The sequence below is a fragment of the Ruegeria sp. BB7 genome, assembly GCF_056539365.1.
On the sequence record NZ_JBQFUV010000007.1, the window covers coordinates 67,683 to 81,544 of the forward strand.

Genomic DNA, 13,862 nt, shown 5'->3' on the forward strand with positions numbered 1-13,862 from the left:
TCCAGACTAGAATCCAAATCAGCGCTTGAGGTTGGTGGTTTCCTGCAGCATCTCATCCACTGTCTGAATCACCGTCGCGCTTGAGGAATAGGCGCGTTGGGTCTGAATCAGCGAGGTTAACTCGGTCGCGATGTCTGTGGTCGATTCTTCGCGCGCGAAGGATACAAGGTCACCCGTCGGGCCTTCGCCAGCGTTCCACAGGAAGAAGGTGCCGCTTTCACGCGACGGCGCATAGGTCTGGCTGTCGAGCGCGGTCAGGCCATTTGGGTTCGGAACGTCTGCCAGCGGAATCTGGAACATGCGTCGACTGACACCGGTGTCATAGAACGCATAGACATAGCCGTTTTCATCAACCTGAACGCTGGTCATCGTGCCCACAGCTGAGCCGTCGCGTGTGATCGAAACCGGCGCAAAGGTGTCCGACAGCTGCGTGATGCCGTCCGGGTCGCCGATTTGGCCGATATTGATTTCCATCGGGCCTCCGGCGACATTGACGACTACGCTGCCGTTTGCCGGATCGTAAGCTCCACCCGAAACCGGTGTGACGCTGGCCAGAGTGCCACCCGCCGTCCGGCTATCTGTGAAGGTCAACGTGTATTCCCCTATTATTGCCCCGCCCGAGGCTGAATCGCGCAAAATCATGGTCCATTCGTTGCTGCTGCCGTTTGCGGGAACCGTTGGCACCAATTCGATATCGACGCTCTCGGACTTGCCGAGATTATCGAAATACTCAACTGACAGGGGCTGCGTGTCGCCCGGTGCTCCGGCATCTGTGGCCGTGGCCGGTAGATTCATACGCAAATTCATCTGCGTGGTCGGAGAGCCGGACAGTTGATTGACGCTTAATTGTACAGGTTCCAGCGCTGCAGGGGTATCGCGGGGCACTGCCGGGATGGAACCATCTGCATTCGCACGCCACCCCAACAGGACCAGCCCGGATTCGGTGACAAGGTACCCTTCTTCATTGGTTCGGAACGATCCGGTGGTGGTCAGTTGCATCTCATTCGAACCGCCCGCGATCTGCGAGCTTGGGCGCACCGGCAACATGCCCCGGCCCCGCACCGCCAGATCGGTCGAGTTGTTGGTGGTCACCAGCGATCCGCGCTGATCAATCAGCCGCTGACTGGTAGTTCTGACCCCGCCCGCCGAATAGCTGCCACCCTGGCCCGACGTGACCATCGAATGAAAATCCGTCTCGACCCTTTTGTAGCCGAAGGTCGAAGAGTTCGCGATGTTGTCCGAAATGGTGGCCAGCCGGTTGGCGTTGGCCTTCAATGAGGCCACACCGGCATTCAGCGAGGAGGAAATCGTCATTGGCACGCCCTTCTGTTGCGTCAATCTTTGATGCAACAGCTAACGCACTGCCCCTTAACAGTGCGCTAACAGGTAAAATGCGTTCTATCCTTTGGCCGTCAGGTGTCGCGCAGAAAGATGATTTCGATCCGGTTGTTACGCACCGCCATCGGATTTTTATCTGACAATTCCCGGTCGGCGTGACCGGTCACACGATCCAGCCGCTTTGTCGTAAACCCCTTATCCTCAAGCAGTTGCCGCACCACCTGCGCGCGTGAGGTCGAGATATCCCAGGACGGATCGCGCGCCAGAACCACGGGCGACGCGCTGACATGGCCCTCGACCGCCACGTCATTGGTCACCAGATCCGATGACCGCGCCACCAGCAGCGCCAGCGCCCGCATCATCGTTGTTGGCTCATCCGTACCCGATTCGAACAGTGGCTGATCCTCGGTATCGAACAACTCGACCACCAGACCTTCGTCGGTGACGCGCGTGACGATGTGTTTTAGCACCTTGTCCGAGACCATGCTCTCCCCGGTATGCCCCAGCAGCTGGGCCTCGAGCGTCGAGAAATCGTCGGACACTTCTTTGCCACCATCCGGATGAACCCCGATCGAACCCCGTGCCTGCCGGGCAACCGTGGGATGTCGCTTAGCCGCCCCCGAGCCATCCATCACCATTGTCTTTTCGGAAAACATGTTATTGCCGCCAAAAGCCCCGTCACCGCCACCCGACACCGGATTTACCGGAATCGTCGGCGAGAAGTAATCCGCCAGACCTTTGCGTTGTTTCTCAGTCGTTGCGTTCAGCAGCCACATCAACATGAAGAACGCCATCATGGCCGTGACAAAGTCGGCATATGCGACCTTCCACGCGCCACCGTGGTGGCCTTCACCACCTGACACACGTTTCTTCTTGATGATGATTGGCGCCGCATTGGATTGCGCACCCATCTCCACCACCTTTTTTATCACCCGACTACAGGGGTAGCCGGCAAGGTCTTAAGGTGGGCTTAACACTTAAAACTGTCCGGACTTCCCTAGCGCGGCAGGGTGGCGCTGGCCCGCCGCAGGATCAATTGCAGGCGGTTGAAGCTGTTTTGGATGCCGTCAGGTTCAGCCTTGCCGAAGAACGCATCCAGTTCCTCGTGCACCCGCACGGCTTGATCCAGCAACGGGTCTGCGCCCTCCGTATAGAGCCCGGCCTTGATCATCACCTCGGATTGTTCATAGCTGCCGACCAGTTTGCGGGTTTCCGAGATCATCTGGTTTTCTTCCTGTGTCGCCGCCCCCGGCAGGCTGCGCGAGACCGAGCGGCTGAGGTCGATGGCGGGGAACCGCCCGCGCTCGGCAATGTCGCGGCTCAGCACGATATGCCCGTCCAACACGCCGCGCAGGATGTCGGCGACGGGTTCATCCATATCCGACCCGGCGACCAGAACGCTGAACACGGCGGTTATGTCGCCCTGATCTGCGGTGCCGGGTCCGGCGCGTTCGCACAGCCCGGCAATCAACGGTGTGACCGATGGAGGAAAGCCGCGCAGCGAGGGGGATTCTCCCATCGCAACGGCAATCTCGCGATGCGCCTCGGCAAAGCGGGTTACCGAATCGGCCAGAAACAGCACGTTCAGCCCCTGATCGCGCAAGTATTCCGCGACCGACATGGCCGACCAGGCACAGCGCCGCCGTGCCAGCGCCGACTGGTCGGATGTGGCCGCCACCACGACCGCGCGTTTCATCCCCTCGGCCCCCAGCGCGTGCTCGACGAATTCGTTCACCTCGCGCCCACGTTCACCCACCAGCGCCACCACGACCGCATCCGCCTGCATCGATTTCGCCAATGTCGCCAGCAATGTGGATTTACCCACACCCGACCCGGCGAACAGGCCAATGCGCTGCCCCTGCACTACGGGCAACATGGTGTTGAGCATGGCCAGTCCGGTCTCCATCCGCGCGCCCAACGGTTTGCGCGCAACAGCCGGGGGAGGTGCCCGCATGATATCTTGCTCCAGCACGCCTGATAGCAGAGGCTTTCCGTCCAACGGTTTACCGAACGGATCAACCACCCGCCCCAGCCAGTGCATTCCCGGCGCAAAGGCGGGGGTCTGATCCAGAATCACCCGGTCGCCCAGGCAGACCCCATCGGGCGCGGCGGTCGGCATCATGTGAATCACATTCGATTCGACATGTAGCACTTCGCCGGGCAGATCCGGTCCGCTGCGTCGCCGCAAGGTCAGGTGGTCGCCGATCCGCGCCTGCCCCTCAAGCCCCTGAATTTCAATGACACCCCGCGCCACGCCGGAAACGCGGCCCATGTGGCGTACGGCTGACAGGCGGTCGAATTCGCATTTCAGAAGCATCGGTTCGAGATCGGACATCGTGGGTTCTCCAACGGGTTTCTGAAAACGCTTTCTAAAGGAATCGGGGTTAAGCCTTGATTGAAATTGATCGAGGGAGAAGCCCCGATGTTCTATGACCTGAACGTCTTTAAGACCGCGCACGCAATGGCAACCCATGCCGGGCAACGGCAGGCCGTCATCGCGCGCAACATGGCCAACGCGGATACGCCGGGCTACCAGCCCCGCGATATCGAGGCTTTTCAAAAAGCGTTCGAAAACTCAGGGCGTGAGGTCGCCATGACCGCCACGCGGGCCGGTCACCTGAGTGGTGCCTCTGGCCCTCAGCCTTGGGTCGAATATGAGGTCGCGCCCTCGGGCGATCCCAATGGCAACGGCGTGTCCGTCGAGGAAGAGATGTTCAAAGCCGTTGAGGTCAAGCGCCAGCATGACCGCGCGCTGACCATCTACAAATCCTCGATGAACATCCTGCGCAGCAGTATTGGCCGGTCGTAAGGGGCAAGAACATGAGTGATTTTTCCCATTCCCTCGCCGCCTCGACCAGCGCCTTGCGCGCGCAATCCGCCCGCCTGCGGCATGTGTCCGAGAATATCTCAAACGCCGACACGCCGGGATATCGCCGCAAGACGGTGCCGTTTGAGACCGTGCAGAAAGACGGGCGCGAAGTGGTGCAGGCCGGGCGCGTCAAGCTGGATCGGCGCGACGGGACACGCATCTATGACCCCGGCCACCCGATGGCCGATGACACCGGTCATTATCGCGGTTCGAATGTCGATCTGATGATCGAGATCGCCGACGCCCGGGAGGCGCAGCGCAGCTACGAAGCCAATCTCAAGATGTTCGACCAGACACGCCAGATGTCGTCGAGCCTGATGGAACTCCTCAGAAAATAAAGGACACCAGAATGGATATCCGAGCCCTAAATGCCGCCCAGAATTATGCGGTGGCACGCCCTGCAACGCAGGCCGATCCCGATCACGCCGGAATGGCACAGGGGCTGCGCAGCACGTTTCAGGACTTTACCGCGACACTGCGACACTCCGAGCAGATGTCCGAGGCCGCCATGACCGGGCAGGCCGATCCGCACGCGCTGGTGCAGGCGCTGGCGCAGACCGAACTGGCCGTCGAAACCGCCGTGATCGTGCGCAACAAGGTGGTCGAAGCCTATCAGGAAATCCTGCGGATGCCGGTCTGAAGAGATGCTGAGCGAAGGTCTCTTCTATGACATCGTGCGTCAGGCGCTGTGGGTCGCGGTGATCACCTCGGTCCCGATCCTGGCGGTGGCGCTGGTGTCGGGCCTGATCGTCGGCCTGTTTCAGGCGCTGACCTCGGTGCAGGAGATGACGCTGACCTTCGTGCCCAAGCTGATCGCCATCGTCATCGTGTTCTGGATTTCGATGGGTTTCATGACCCAGACGCTGGTGACGTTTTTCACCACAACCCTGATCCCGCTGATCGCAGGAGGCCGCTGATGGATACCGCCTATACCACCCTGTCCCGCCAGTCCGGGCTGATGAATGAAATGCGGCTGGTGGCGAACAATATCGCCAATGCCAACACCACCGGATACCGGGCGCAGGGCTTGGTGTTTTCCGAATTCGTCCGCGACATGCCGGGCAATCCGTCCCTGTCGATGAGCCGGGCCGAGGCGCGCAATACCTCGCAGCAGCAGGGGGTGCTGACCGAGACCGGAGGCCAGTTCGATTTCGCCATCGAGGGCGATGGGTTCTTCATGGTGGAAACGCCATCAGGCAACCGGCTGACCCGGGCAGGGGCATTCTCGTCCAGTGCCGAGGGCGATCTGGTCACGATGGACGGCCACCGAGTGCTGGACAGTAATGGCGCGCCTGTTTTCATTCCGCCGGATGCGGCCTCGATCGATGTGGGCAACGACGGCACGCTCAGTATCGAAGGGCAGTTGCTTGGGCAGATCGGGGTTTACCGCGTGGCCGACCCCAGCACGCTGGTGCGCGAAGGCAGCACGCAATTCCGCGCCGAGGGTGAGATTGACCCGGTGGAAAATCCGGTGGTTGTGCATCGGTTCCTCGAAGGGTCCAATGTCAACGCGGTTCATCAGGTGACCCGGTTGGTGGAAATCCAGCGCGCCTACGAGCTGGGGCAGAGCTTTCTTGAAACTGAAGACGAACGCCTGCGCGGCGCGCTCAAGGCGCTAATGCGCTGATCTGTGAAAAGGAGATATTGATATGCGGGCTTTGAAAATCGCGGCAACGGGCATGACTGCGCAGCAGATGCGGGTCGAGACAATCTCGAACAACCTCGCGAACACAAACACCACAGGCTATAACGCACGCCGAGCCGAGTTTGCGGACCTGCACTATCAACAGATGGCGCGGGCCGGGGCGGTGAACGCCAATGACGGTACCGTTTTGCCCACCGGCATTCAGCTGGGTCTGGGTGTGCGCCCTGCGGCGGTGACAGTGCAGCTGGCGCAGGGCGGGTTGTCGGCCACCGGCAATGATCTGGACGTCGCCATCGAAGGGCGCGGTTACCTTGAGGTGACGCTGGCCAACGGCCAATCCGGATTTACCCGCGATGGTAGCCTGAAACGCTCGGCCGAGGGGCTTATCGTCACCTCCGACGGGTTTGCCGTTGCGCCGGAAATCACAGTTCCCGACGATGCCCGGTCGATCTCAATCAACGCCTCGGGTGAGGTTTATGCCTATTTCGACGATACCGCCGACGGGCAGTTGCTGGGGGAATTCACGCTTGCCAGCTTCTCAAACGCCAAGGGGCTCGAGGCGATTGGCAGCAACTTGTTCAAGGAAACCGAAGCCTCGGGCGCGCCGGTGGTTGGAACACCGGGCGAGGATGGTTTGGGTACACTGCGGCAGGGTTATCTTGAGGACAGCTCGGTCGATGCGGTGCGCGAAGTGACCGAACTGATCGAAGCGCAGCGGGGTTACGAAATGAACGCCAAGGTCATTTCGGCTGTCGATCAGATGATGGGCGCGACAACGCAGGTGCGGTGATGCGGTTCCTGACCCTGATACTCGGGCTGCTGCCGCCGATTTCCGCGCATGCCGAAATTGTCGTTCCAACCCGTACCATCCGCGCGAAGGAAGTCATTTCGGTTACCGATTTGGAGCTCAAACCTCAGCAGGTTGCCGGGGTTGTTACCGATCCTGCGTCTCTGATTGGGCAAGAAGCTCGTGTCGCTCTCTATCCCGGCCGTCCCATCCGTGCCGAGGATGTGGGACCGCCCGCTCTGGTGGACCGCAACGATCTGGTTGTTCTGATATTCGATCGCCAACCTTTGTCTATCACAGCGGAAGGCCGTGCACTGGGTCGTGGTGCCGCCGGAGATCGTATTCGGGTCATGAACCTGTCCTCTCGGACCACCATTGCCGGGGTAATTCGCGCGGACGGTCAGATCGAGGTAAAATGATGTCAGTACTCTCAAAATCTCTGTTGTGCACCGTGCTGGTGATATCGGCCTGCGGACGGGTGGATCATCTGGGAAAACCACCGAGCTTTACCCCGAATGAGGATTCGCCCGAGCATGTCGCCATGCTGTGGCCGGGTCTGCCGTTACATACACAGCCGCAGCGAAACGTCGATCAGTCCTCGTTGTGGAGTGGCGGGCAGAACTCTTTGCTGGGTGATCAGCGGGCGATCAAGAAGGGCGATATCCTGACGGTCGTGATCGAGCTGGACGAGAAAGCCGAGTTCTCGAATGATACGGAACGCTCGCGCTCGGCTTCTGAGACTCTTGGGATCGTCGGTCTGTTTGGCTTGCCGCAGCGTGCGAACAAGCATTTACCGGAAGGTGCCTCGTTGGCGGACGCTGTTGAGATCGACTCGTCGTCGGAAAGTGCGGGCGAGGGGTCGGTCAAGCGAAAGGAAAAGCTGACGCTGAGGGTCGCTGCCACCGTGATTGACGTGTTGCCAAACGGTGTGCTGTCGATCTCGGGCTCACAGGAATTGCGGGTCAATTTCGAACTGCGCGAGCTGTTGGTTCAGGGTTACGTGCGTCCGCAGGACATCTCACGCAAAAACGAGATCACTTATGACAAGATTGCCTCGGCCCGCGTGTCGTATGGCGGGCGCGGACAGATCACCGATGTGCAGCAGCCGCGATATGGCCAGCAAATCCTTGATGCGCTGCTGCCGTATTAGGGAACAGATGTGATGAAAAAACTGCTACCTGTGGTGTTTTTGCTGGTCGGGCTGGGCGCCGGTATCGGCGCCGGAGTTGTTCTGGCCCCGTCCGGTGACGTGAAAGAGGCCGCGAAAGAAGAAAAGTCCAAGGCCAAGGAATACAAACCGAAGGCAAAGGATAAATCCGCCAAAAAGACGGACAAAAAAGACAAGGCAAGCGAATATGAGTACCTGAAGCTGACCAAGCAGTTTGTGGTCCCTGTCGTGGACTCGGATCGCATCGCAGCTTTGGTCACGATGTCGCTGAGCCTTGAGGTTACGCCCGGCATGACCGAGGCCTTTTATGCGCTGGAGCCTAAGCTGCGCGACGGGTTCTTGCAGGTGATGTTCGACCACGCCAATATTGGCGGCTTCGACGGAGCATTTACGGAATCGGACAATATGACCGTGTTGCGCAAAGCCCTTCTGGAAACTGCGCGTAAGGATCTGGGGGATGACGTGTCGCAGGTTCTGATAATGAGCGTCAGCCGTCAGGACGTCTGATCCCGGCGACGGGGTCAGAGCGACGACAGCTTTTTGTTCAGGGTACGTCGTCGCGCATCTTTCTGAACTGCCGACAAATTGGTGACGGCCTGCTTGCGGCCAAAGGCGGTGCGCAATGCTTGCAGCGCTGCAAGCTTCTGCGCCCGAAGCCGCGCCAGCTCTATATTCAGCTGGCGACGTGTGGCCGACTCCCAGCCATTCCACAAGACATCGGTGCCGGTCACGCGATAGCCCTCGGCCGAAGCGCTATCCAGCCGAGACTGTTTTGCCTGCGAGTCCAACCGTATCAGTTGCTGCTGCACGCGCGCCTCGGCTTCTATCAGGGGACGCAAATCGTTGTATTCCTTTTGAAAGGCGGCTTCGGCAATTTTACCAAGCTCGGACAGTTCTCTCTGTTTCATTTGATCTGTCCTTTCGCCCGTTTACGCATCGCCTCAGCGAACCTTATCGCCGCGGCGACAGGGCGATAGTACTCTTCCGCGATTTCCTGCCCGATCTCCACCGAAGCATATAAGGCGCGTGCCGTGGGTGGATCGGAGTGAATGGGGACGCTGGCCTCAATGGCACTCGCGCGGATCGTGGCAGCCACTTCGTCAACGCCCTTGGCGACGCATTCTGGGGCAGAGCCCGCTGTTCGGGCCCATTTTAGTGCCACCGCGTAATGTGATGGATTTACGATTACCACGTCGGCCTTTGGAACGTCGGCCATCATCTGGTTGGCGGCAATCTCCTGAGCGCGTTGGCGGCGCTGTTGCTTGACATGCGGATCGCCTTCGGCGTCTTTGGTCTCGTCCTGAATTTCTTTGCGTGACATGCGGTTCTTGCGCATGTGTTCGGCGTGTTGCCACAGGTAATCTACCGCACCGATTACCAGTGCTATGGCGATGACGATGAACAGAAAGCGGAACAGGAAGGCCATCATCAGCATCACCGAAGACCGGGTAGATGCCGCGCTTGCCGAAAGAATTTCGTTCAGATTTGCCTTCAGGAACAGCGCCAGGCAGGCGCCATAGATCACCAGTTTGACAAAGCTCTTGGCGAATTCGAACAGGCCGCCTCGGCCGAATTTGTTTTTCGCATTCGAGATGAGAGAGATACGAGAAAGCTTTGGCTTCAGCTTGCCGGGTGCGAATATCAGTGCGCGCTGGGCAACCAGGTTTAGCAAAACGGCCGAGGCGGGCAGGGCGAACAGGATCGCGACCGATAGCAAGGCTGTTTTCAGCATTCCTCCTACAGGGCTGGTGGCGGGGACATCGATCAACAATGGGGCGATTTCGTCGGCCTGCTCGATCAGGACAACAAACAGGGTCCCCATGCGTTGAACCCCGAATTGCCCTGCGGCGAACAACGCGATGAGGAACCCGGCATAGGCCGCGACTACGGAGAGGTCGTTGGACTTGGCGACCTCACCCTTTTCACGTGCTTTCTGTAGCTTCTGCGGCGTAGGCTCGTATGGCTTATCGCTATCGTCGTCCTGCCCGCTCATCCGGGGGCCTCAAACGGGTTCAGGATGAAGGTGATCAGAGCATCGGACCAGACCGAAAGGATCAGGGGTGCACCTGCGAAAAGCAGGAACAGGCCCGCAAAGGTAATCGCCGGAGCGCCGACAAACGCCACCATCAGTTGCGGCATAGCGCGGTTGATGACACCAAGCGCGAGGTTATAGATCAGCGAGGCAATGACAAATGGCATGGCCAGCGCAAATGCCAGCCCAAAGCTGCGCGCGATTTGTTGCACGCCCCATTGCGACAGGTTTTGGGCCAAAGGTGCAGTGCCTATCGGAAAAAGCGTGTAGCTGTGGATCAGGAACTGTGCCACTCGGATGTGTAGGCCAAGCAGCACCGCCAATGTCAGTCCGGCCAGTGTCAGCAGATGCCCCATAGCGGGGACCGGGTCTGCTGCTGCTGGGCCCAGGATCTGCGATAGAGATGTCGCTTGGGCTGCGATCGACCCGGCCGTTTGGAGGGCCAGTACGAATAACCGCAGCGATATTCCCAGAGCCACCCCGATCAGCACTTCGGTCAGGACCAGGCCGACCATAGGCAACAAGTTGGGTTCCGTAGATGGTGCTAGAACTGCGGGTGTAATGATCATGGTAAAAGCTACAGCAATCCCGAACCTGACGCGGATCGGGATGCTCCGCTCGCCAAAGGCGGGCAGCAATGAGACCATGGCAGAGACGCGCAGAAACACGGTGAAAAGGTGCCACAGGCCCTCGCCCAATTGAGGCAAAAGTTCTGGCGGCAGCGCGATCACGCGGGCACCGTTCCGACCAGCGCCGGACGCGCCTCGAGCCCGATTTCCTCAAACGACAACACAGGGTTGGTCACGCCGCGTGCGTGCGCAATAGTCCGCAACAACCTGCGCCGCCGCGTCGAAGTGACAAAGGCAGGGAACATTCCGTGATCAGTAGAGTGCGCCACGCTGTCGACCACATTGTCGGCCAGCTTGTTGAACAGGTTCGGCGGCAGTGCGACGTCCAGGCCCGAAGTAGGTGTATCGACCTGATAGGTGGTGAAAGTATCTTCCCATTCCGGTGCCAGCTGGATCAGAGGGATCGAGCCGTCTTCGCGTTTCATCTCGGCCACCAGTTGGAACCCCAGCCGTTGGCGAACCAGTTCGCAGATTCCTTCGGGTTGTGTGGTTGTCAGACGTGCTTCGGCCACGCTTTCCAGAATCAGGGCCATGTTGCGGATTGAAACGCGTTCATCCAGCAACAGCCGCAGCACTGCATGCAAAGTGTCGATCGGTACCTTGTCGGGGATCAGCTCATCCAGCAGCTTGCGGTTGGCTTCGGCCCGAACCGGATCGCTGAGGCGCGTCATCTCGGACAGCAGGCGTCGCAGGGATTTCAGCGTTAACAAGCGCGAGAAGTTCTGTTTGATGATCTCCAGCAGATGCGTCGCCAGAATCTCGGGTGGAGTGACGATGGTGGCCCCGCTCATCGCTGCGGCCTCCTGATCTTTGGGTAGAATCCAACGGGCGGGGGCACCGTACACGGGTTCGGTCACATCGTTACCCTCGGGCAGCAAGTCGCGATCATCCTGAACCAGTGCCAGCACAAGATCCGGGTTCAAAACCCCGCGTGCCTGTTCGACGCCATGTACCTTGATCACGTAGGTCCCCAAAGGCAGGTCGGCCCGGTCGGTCAGGCGGATATCTGGAAGGATCAAACCAAAGGTTGAGGCCACGTAGGTGCGCATATTGGCAATCCGCGCGTCCAGCCCGGTTCCGGGGTTCAGGACCATGCTGACCAGATCGGGCGCGAATTCCAGATGCACGTCGTCCAGATCCAAAATGTCTCCGATGGCCTGAGACAAAGGCGCGTCATCCTGCGGCGCTGGGTCCAGCGTCTTGGCCTCTTCGATCTTTTGTTTGCGATGGACGTTATAGGCCGCATAGCCCAGCACACCCGCCCCCAGGATGAATGGCAGAAAGGGCAGGCCGGGCACCAGCGCAAACAGCACCATCAGGATAGCAACCGTTCCCAGTGCCGCCGGATGCCGTCCTAACTGCGAAAAGATGGCGTTGTCGGTCGCCCCCTGCGTGCCGCCGCGTGCCAGCAACAGAGCTGACGCGATCGATATGATTACAGCCGGGATTTGCGAAACCAGCCCGTCACCGACGGTCAGGATGGCATAGGTTTCAAACGCCGAGGAAATCGGCATGCCATGCACAACCACGCCCATGATCAGGCCCATCACAAGATTCAGCAATGTGATAAGCAACCCTGCAACCGCATCGCCTTTGACGAATTTCGACGCCCCGTCGAGCGAGCCGAAGAACGTCGTTTCCTGCTGTTCCCGTTCGCGCCGTTCTTTGGCTTGCTGGTGGTCGATGGCCCCGGCGGACATGTCGCTGTCGATGGCCAGTTGTTTGCCGGGCATCCCGTCCAAGGCAAACCGCGCGCCAACTTCGGCCATGCGCGCGGCACCTTTGGTGATGACCATGAAGTTCACGATAAGCAGCACGCCAAACACCACGAGACCCAAGAAAATGCTGCCGCCCATAACAAAGTCGGCAAAACCTTCGATCACATCCCCGGCGGCATTTGGCCCGGTGTGCCCCTGGCCGATGATTAGCTTGGTCGAGGACACATTCAGAGACAATCGCAACATTAGCGAGGCCAGCAGGATCGTCGGAAAGGACGAGAAATCCAGAGGTCGTTCGATGAACAGTGTCAGCGTGAAAATCAGGATCGCCAACGCGAACGAGGCTGCCAGCCCCACATCCAGCACCCAAGCAGGCATTGGCAGGATCATCATCACGATGACTGTCATCAACGCCAGCGCCAAAAGCACGGTCGGGGAAAACAGGGAACGGGCGTCGAGTTTTGGCACGCGGCTCTCCTAGTTGAACGAGATAAAGGCTGTGGCTGTGCCGGTTGGTGGAACAAGTGACCCCAGCGCACCGCGGCCAGATTGCGGCAGGTTCAATGGGATCAGCGGGCTGGTCGCTGCGGTGAACGGGTCGCGCATCTTTCGTTCGGGGGTGGTATAAGGCTGATCCAGTTGCGCAAGCACGGTCTGAAATCGACCGGAATAAGCCTTGGCCAGAGATGGGGTTCGGGAATGATAGGCCCCCACGGCAGCGGGCCAAGAGCCAAGCTCGACATAGAGGTCTTTCAGGAAACGCGCGGCGTAGGTGGCGTTCTCATCCGGATCGAACATGGCGTCGATGGAGCGGAAGGCCTTGCCGTGCCAGCGGTAGTTGATCTGAAAACAGCCGATATCGAAACTGCGCTTACCTGCCTTGAAGATGTTGAAGACGTAGGATTTTGCCTCGAATTCAGAGGTGAACCAGAATCCCCGCCCTTCGACATTGATGGTCCAGGGCCAGGGCTCCAGCCGCCCATCTCGCAAGCGCCCGGTTTCCACACGCGCAATCGCGCGCATCACATTCAGCGGGACACCTTCGGTTTGAGCCGCATGGCGAGCGGCGGAGTCGCAAATCCCAGAAACGCGGGTTTCGGGCATGGCGATGCCCTCTTGCGCCACGCAGAGCGCAAGGAAACTCAGGCCAAAGATCAAGCGATAGGGCATTCTGCCGGTCCGGGATTCTGATCAGTCCCGGCCAAGCTAGGCGCGCTACGGTTTACAGAGGGTTATCAGCCGCTCAGTTTCGATCAATTCGCCGACCGAAGACTACGCTGGTATTGGTGCGCAGCACGCCGGGAATTTTAGCCAGATCGTCGACCAGAATATCCAGATCCTCGATCCGCGGGGCTTCGGCCGACAGCAGGAGGTCAAACTCGCCGTTAATGGAGAGGCAAAGTTTAACCTCGGGGTAGGCCTCGAGCCGTTTGATGATGCGTCTGGTTTCTTTTTGCTGCACTTCCAGCAACACGACCACCTGTACGCGCGGCGTGTCATCAGGGCTGCTGAGAACAACTGAATATCCCGCGATCACCCCCCTCTCTTCCATGCGGTTGATGCGTTCATGCACGGTTGTCCGTGCCACACCCAGTTTAGCGGCGATTTTCGAGGTCGACTCGCGGGCGTTGTGTTGCAGGGCGGCGATGATGCGACGGTCTAGCTGATCCATGATG

General features: G+C 59.5%; 18 protein-coding genes. 9 read left to right on the forward strand and 9 right to left on the reverse strand.

The window, feature by feature from the left end:
* Window positions 1-18 precede the first annotated feature (18 nt).
* The 3 genes from ACR0D7_RS12600 to ACR0D7_RS12610 all read right to left on the reverse strand — a co-directional run bounded on the left by ACR0D7_RS12600 (window position 19) and on the right by ACR0D7_RS12610 (window position 3,655).
* Window positions 19-1,314, reverse strand: a complete 1,296-nt coding sequence (locus ACR0D7_RS12600) for a flagellar hook protein FlgE (RefSeq protein ID WP_480679323.1) — start codon at window positions 1,312-1,314, stop codon at window positions 19-21.
* A gap of 98 nt (window positions 1,315-1,412) precedes the next feature.
* A complete protein-coding gene (locus ACR0D7_RS12605; protein ID WP_480679324.1) occupies window positions 1,413-2,249 on the reverse strand; it encodes a flagellar motor protein MotB in 837 nt (278 codons plus the stop codon).
* An 86-nt stretch (window positions 2,250-2,335) separates the two neighbouring features.
* Window positions 2,336-3,655 carry a FliI/YscN family ATPase gene (locus tag ACR0D7_RS12610; RefSeq protein WP_480679387.1) on the reverse strand — a complete coding sequence of 440 codons (1,320 nt, stop codon included), beginning with the start codon at window positions 3,653-3,655 and terminating at the stop codon, window positions 2,336-2,338.
* A 105-nt stretch (window positions 3,656-3,760) separates the two neighbouring features.
* Between ACR0D7_RS12610 and ACR0D7_RS12615 the strand changes: the two genes are divergently transcribed.
* The 9 genes from ACR0D7_RS12615 to ACR0D7_RS12655 are packed head-to-tail and all read left to right on the forward strand — an operon-like array spanning window position 3,761 to window position 8,314.
* Window positions 3,761-4,147: a FlgB family protein gene (locus ACR0D7_RS12615; protein ID WP_480679388.1), complete on the forward strand. Its 387-nt coding sequence runs from the start codon at window positions 3,761-3,763 to the stop codon at window positions 4,145-4,147.
* Window positions 4,148-4,158: 11 nt separating this feature from the next.
* Entirely contained in the window at window positions 4,159-4,545 is a 387-nt protein-coding gene (gene flgC / locus ACR0D7_RS12620; protein WP_480679325.1) for a flagellar basal body rod protein FlgC, read from the forward strand.
* An 11-nt stretch (window positions 4,546-4,556) separates the two neighbouring features.
* Window positions 4,557-4,847: a flagellar hook-basal body complex protein FliE gene (gene fliE / locus ACR0D7_RS12625; RefSeq protein WP_480679326.1), complete on the forward strand. Its 291-nt coding sequence runs from the start codon at window positions 4,557-4,559 to the stop codon at window positions 4,845-4,847.
* 4 nt (window positions 4,848-4,851) lie between these two features.
* Window positions 4,852-5,124 carry a flagellar biosynthetic protein FliQ gene (locus tag ACR0D7_RS12630; RefSeq protein ID WP_058282142.1) on the forward strand — a complete coding sequence of 91 codons (273 nt, stop codon included), beginning with the start codon at window positions 4,852-4,854 and terminating at the stop codon, window positions 5,122-5,124.
* Complete coding sequence (locus tag ACR0D7_RS12635; protein WP_480679327.1) at window positions 5,124-5,834, forward strand: flagellar hook-basal body complex protein; 711 nt, start codon at window positions 5,124-5,126, stop codon at window positions 5,832-5,834. Before ACR0D7_RS12630 ends, ACR0D7_RS12635 begins: the two co-directional genes overlap by 1 nt.
* A gap of 22 nt (window positions 5,835-5,856) precedes the next feature.
* Complete coding sequence (flgG, locus tag ACR0D7_RS12640; protein ID WP_480679328.1) at window positions 5,857-6,642, forward strand: flagellar basal-body rod protein FlgG; 786 nt, start codon at window positions 5,857-5,859, stop codon at window positions 6,640-6,642.
* Complete coding sequence (gene flgA / locus ACR0D7_RS12645) at window positions 6,642-7,058, forward strand: flagellar basal body P-ring formation chaperone FlgA (RefSeq protein WP_480679329.1); 417 nt, start codon at window positions 6,642-6,644, stop codon at window positions 7,056-7,058. Before flgG ends, flgA begins: the two co-directional genes overlap by 1 nt.
* Window positions 7,058-7,789, forward strand: coding sequence for a flagellar basal body L-ring protein FlgH (gene flgH / locus ACR0D7_RS12650; RefSeq protein ID WP_170386776.1), 732 nt, complete (start codon window positions 7,058-7,060; stop codon window positions 7,787-7,789). The genes flgA and flgH overlap by 1 nt, the downstream gene beginning before the upstream one ends.
* Before the next feature lie 9 nt (window positions 7,790-7,798).
* On the forward strand, window positions 7,799-8,314 hold the full coding sequence (locus ACR0D7_RS12655; RefSeq protein ID WP_480679330.1) for a flagellar basal body-associated protein FliL: 516 nt from the start codon (window positions 7,799-7,801) through the stop codon (window positions 8,312-8,314).
* A 14-nt stretch (window positions 8,315-8,328) separates the two neighbouring features.
* Here ACR0D7_RS12655 and ACR0D7_RS12660 read toward each other — a convergent pair whose 3' ends face one another.
* The 6 genes from ACR0D7_RS12660 to ACR0D7_RS12685 all read right to left on the reverse strand — a co-directional run bounded on the left by ACR0D7_RS12660 (window position 8,329) and on the right by ACR0D7_RS12685 (window position 13,858).
* Window positions 8,329-8,715, reverse strand: coding sequence for a hypothetical protein (locus ACR0D7_RS12660; RefSeq protein ID WP_480679331.1), 387 nt, complete (start codon window positions 8,713-8,715; stop codon window positions 8,329-8,331).
* Window positions 8,712-9,800, reverse strand: a complete 1,089-nt coding sequence (flhB, locus tag ACR0D7_RS12665) for a flagellar type III secretion system protein FlhB (RefSeq protein ID WP_480679332.1) — start codon at window positions 9,798-9,800, stop codon at window positions 8,712-8,714. The genes ACR0D7_RS12660 and flhB overlap by 4 nt, the downstream gene beginning before the upstream one ends.
* Complete coding sequence (locus ACR0D7_RS12670; RefSeq protein ID WP_480679333.1) at window positions 9,797-10,570, reverse strand: flagellar biosynthetic protein FliR; 774 nt, start codon at window positions 10,568-10,570, stop codon at window positions 9,797-9,799. Before ACR0D7_RS12670 ends, flhB begins: the two co-directional genes overlap by 4 nt.
* Window positions 10,567-12,594, reverse strand: a complete 2,028-nt coding sequence (flhA, locus tag ACR0D7_RS12675; protein WP_480679389.1) for a flagellar biosynthesis protein FlhA — start codon at window positions 12,592-12,594, stop codon at window positions 10,567-10,569. Before flhA ends, ACR0D7_RS12670 begins: the two co-directional genes overlap by 4 nt.
* A 69-nt stretch (window positions 12,595-12,663) precedes the next feature.
* Window positions 12,664-13,356, reverse strand: coding sequence for a lytic transglycosylase domain-containing protein (locus ACR0D7_RS12680; RefSeq protein WP_480679334.1), 693 nt, complete (start codon window positions 13,354-13,356; stop codon window positions 12,664-12,666).
* A 73-nt stretch (window positions 13,357-13,429) separates the two neighbouring features.
* A complete protein-coding gene (locus ACR0D7_RS12685) occupies window positions 13,430-13,858 on the reverse strand; it encodes an Lrp/AsnC family transcriptional regulator (RefSeq protein ID WP_170386784.1) in 429 nt (142 codons plus the stop codon).
* Window positions 13,859-13,862: the final 4 nt, after the last annotated feature.

Bases quoted from the DNA above. Each gene is read 5' to 3' on its own strand.
- flgH (WP_170386776.1), top strand. From the start codon at position 7,058: ATGTCAGTACTCTCAAAATCTCTGTTGTGCACCGTGCTGGTGATATCG.
- flgC (WP_480679325.1), top strand. From the start codon at position 4,159: ATGAGTGATTTTTCCCATTCCCTCGCCGCCTCGACCAGCGCCTTGCGC.
- flhB (WP_480679332.1), bottom strand. From the start codon at position 9,800: ATGAGCGGGCAGGACGACGATAGCGATAAGCCATACGAGCCTACGCCG.
- ACR0D7_RS12680 (WP_480679334.1), bottom strand. From the start codon at position 13,356: ATGCCCTATCGCTTGATCTTTGGCCTGAGTTTCCTTGCGCTCTGCGTG.
- ACR0D7_RS12685 (WP_170386784.1), bottom strand. From the start codon at position 13,858: ATGGATCAGCTAGACCGTCGCATCATCGCCGCCCTGCAACACAACGCC.
- ACR0D7_RS12605 (WP_480679324.1), bottom strand. From the start codon at position 2,249: ATGGGTGCGCAATCCAATGCGGCGCCAATCATCATCAAGAAGAAACGT.
- ACR0D7_RS12660 (WP_480679331.1), bottom strand. From the start codon at position 8,715: ATGAAACAGAGAGAACTGTCCGAGCTTGGTAAAATTGCCGAAGCCGCC.
- ACR0D7_RS12630 (WP_058282142.1), top strand. From the start codon at position 4,852: ATGCTGAGCGAAGGTCTCTTCTATGACATCGTGCGTCAGGCGCTGTGG.
- fliE (WP_480679326.1), top strand. From the start codon at position 4,557: ATGGATATCCGAGCCCTAAATGCCGCCCAGAATTATGCGGTGGCACGC.
- ACR0D7_RS12635 (WP_480679327.1), top strand. From the start codon at position 5,124: ATGGATACCGCCTATACCACCCTGTCCCGCCAGTCCGGGCTGATGAAT.
- flgG (WP_480679328.1), top strand. From the start codon at position 5,857: ATGCGGGCTTTGAAAATCGCGGCAACGGGCATGACTGCGCAGCAGATG.
- flgA (WP_480679329.1), top strand. From the start codon at position 6,642: ATGCGGTTCCTGACCCTGATACTCGGGCTGCTGCCGCCGATTTCCGCG.
- ACR0D7_RS12615 (WP_480679388.1), top strand. From the start codon at position 3,761: ATGTTCTATGACCTGAACGTCTTTAAGACCGCGCACGCAATGGCAACC.
- ACR0D7_RS12610 (WP_480679387.1), bottom strand. From the start codon at position 3,655: ATGCTTCTGAAATGCGAATTCGACCGCCTGTCAGCCGTACGCCACATG.
- ACR0D7_RS12600 (WP_480679323.1), bottom strand. From the start codon at position 1,314: ATGACGATTTCCTCCTCGCTGAATGCCGGTGTGGCCTCATTGAAGGCC.
- flhA (WP_480679389.1), bottom strand. From the start codon at position 12,594: ATGACAGTCATCGTGATGATGATCCTGCCAATGCCTGCTTGGGTGCTG.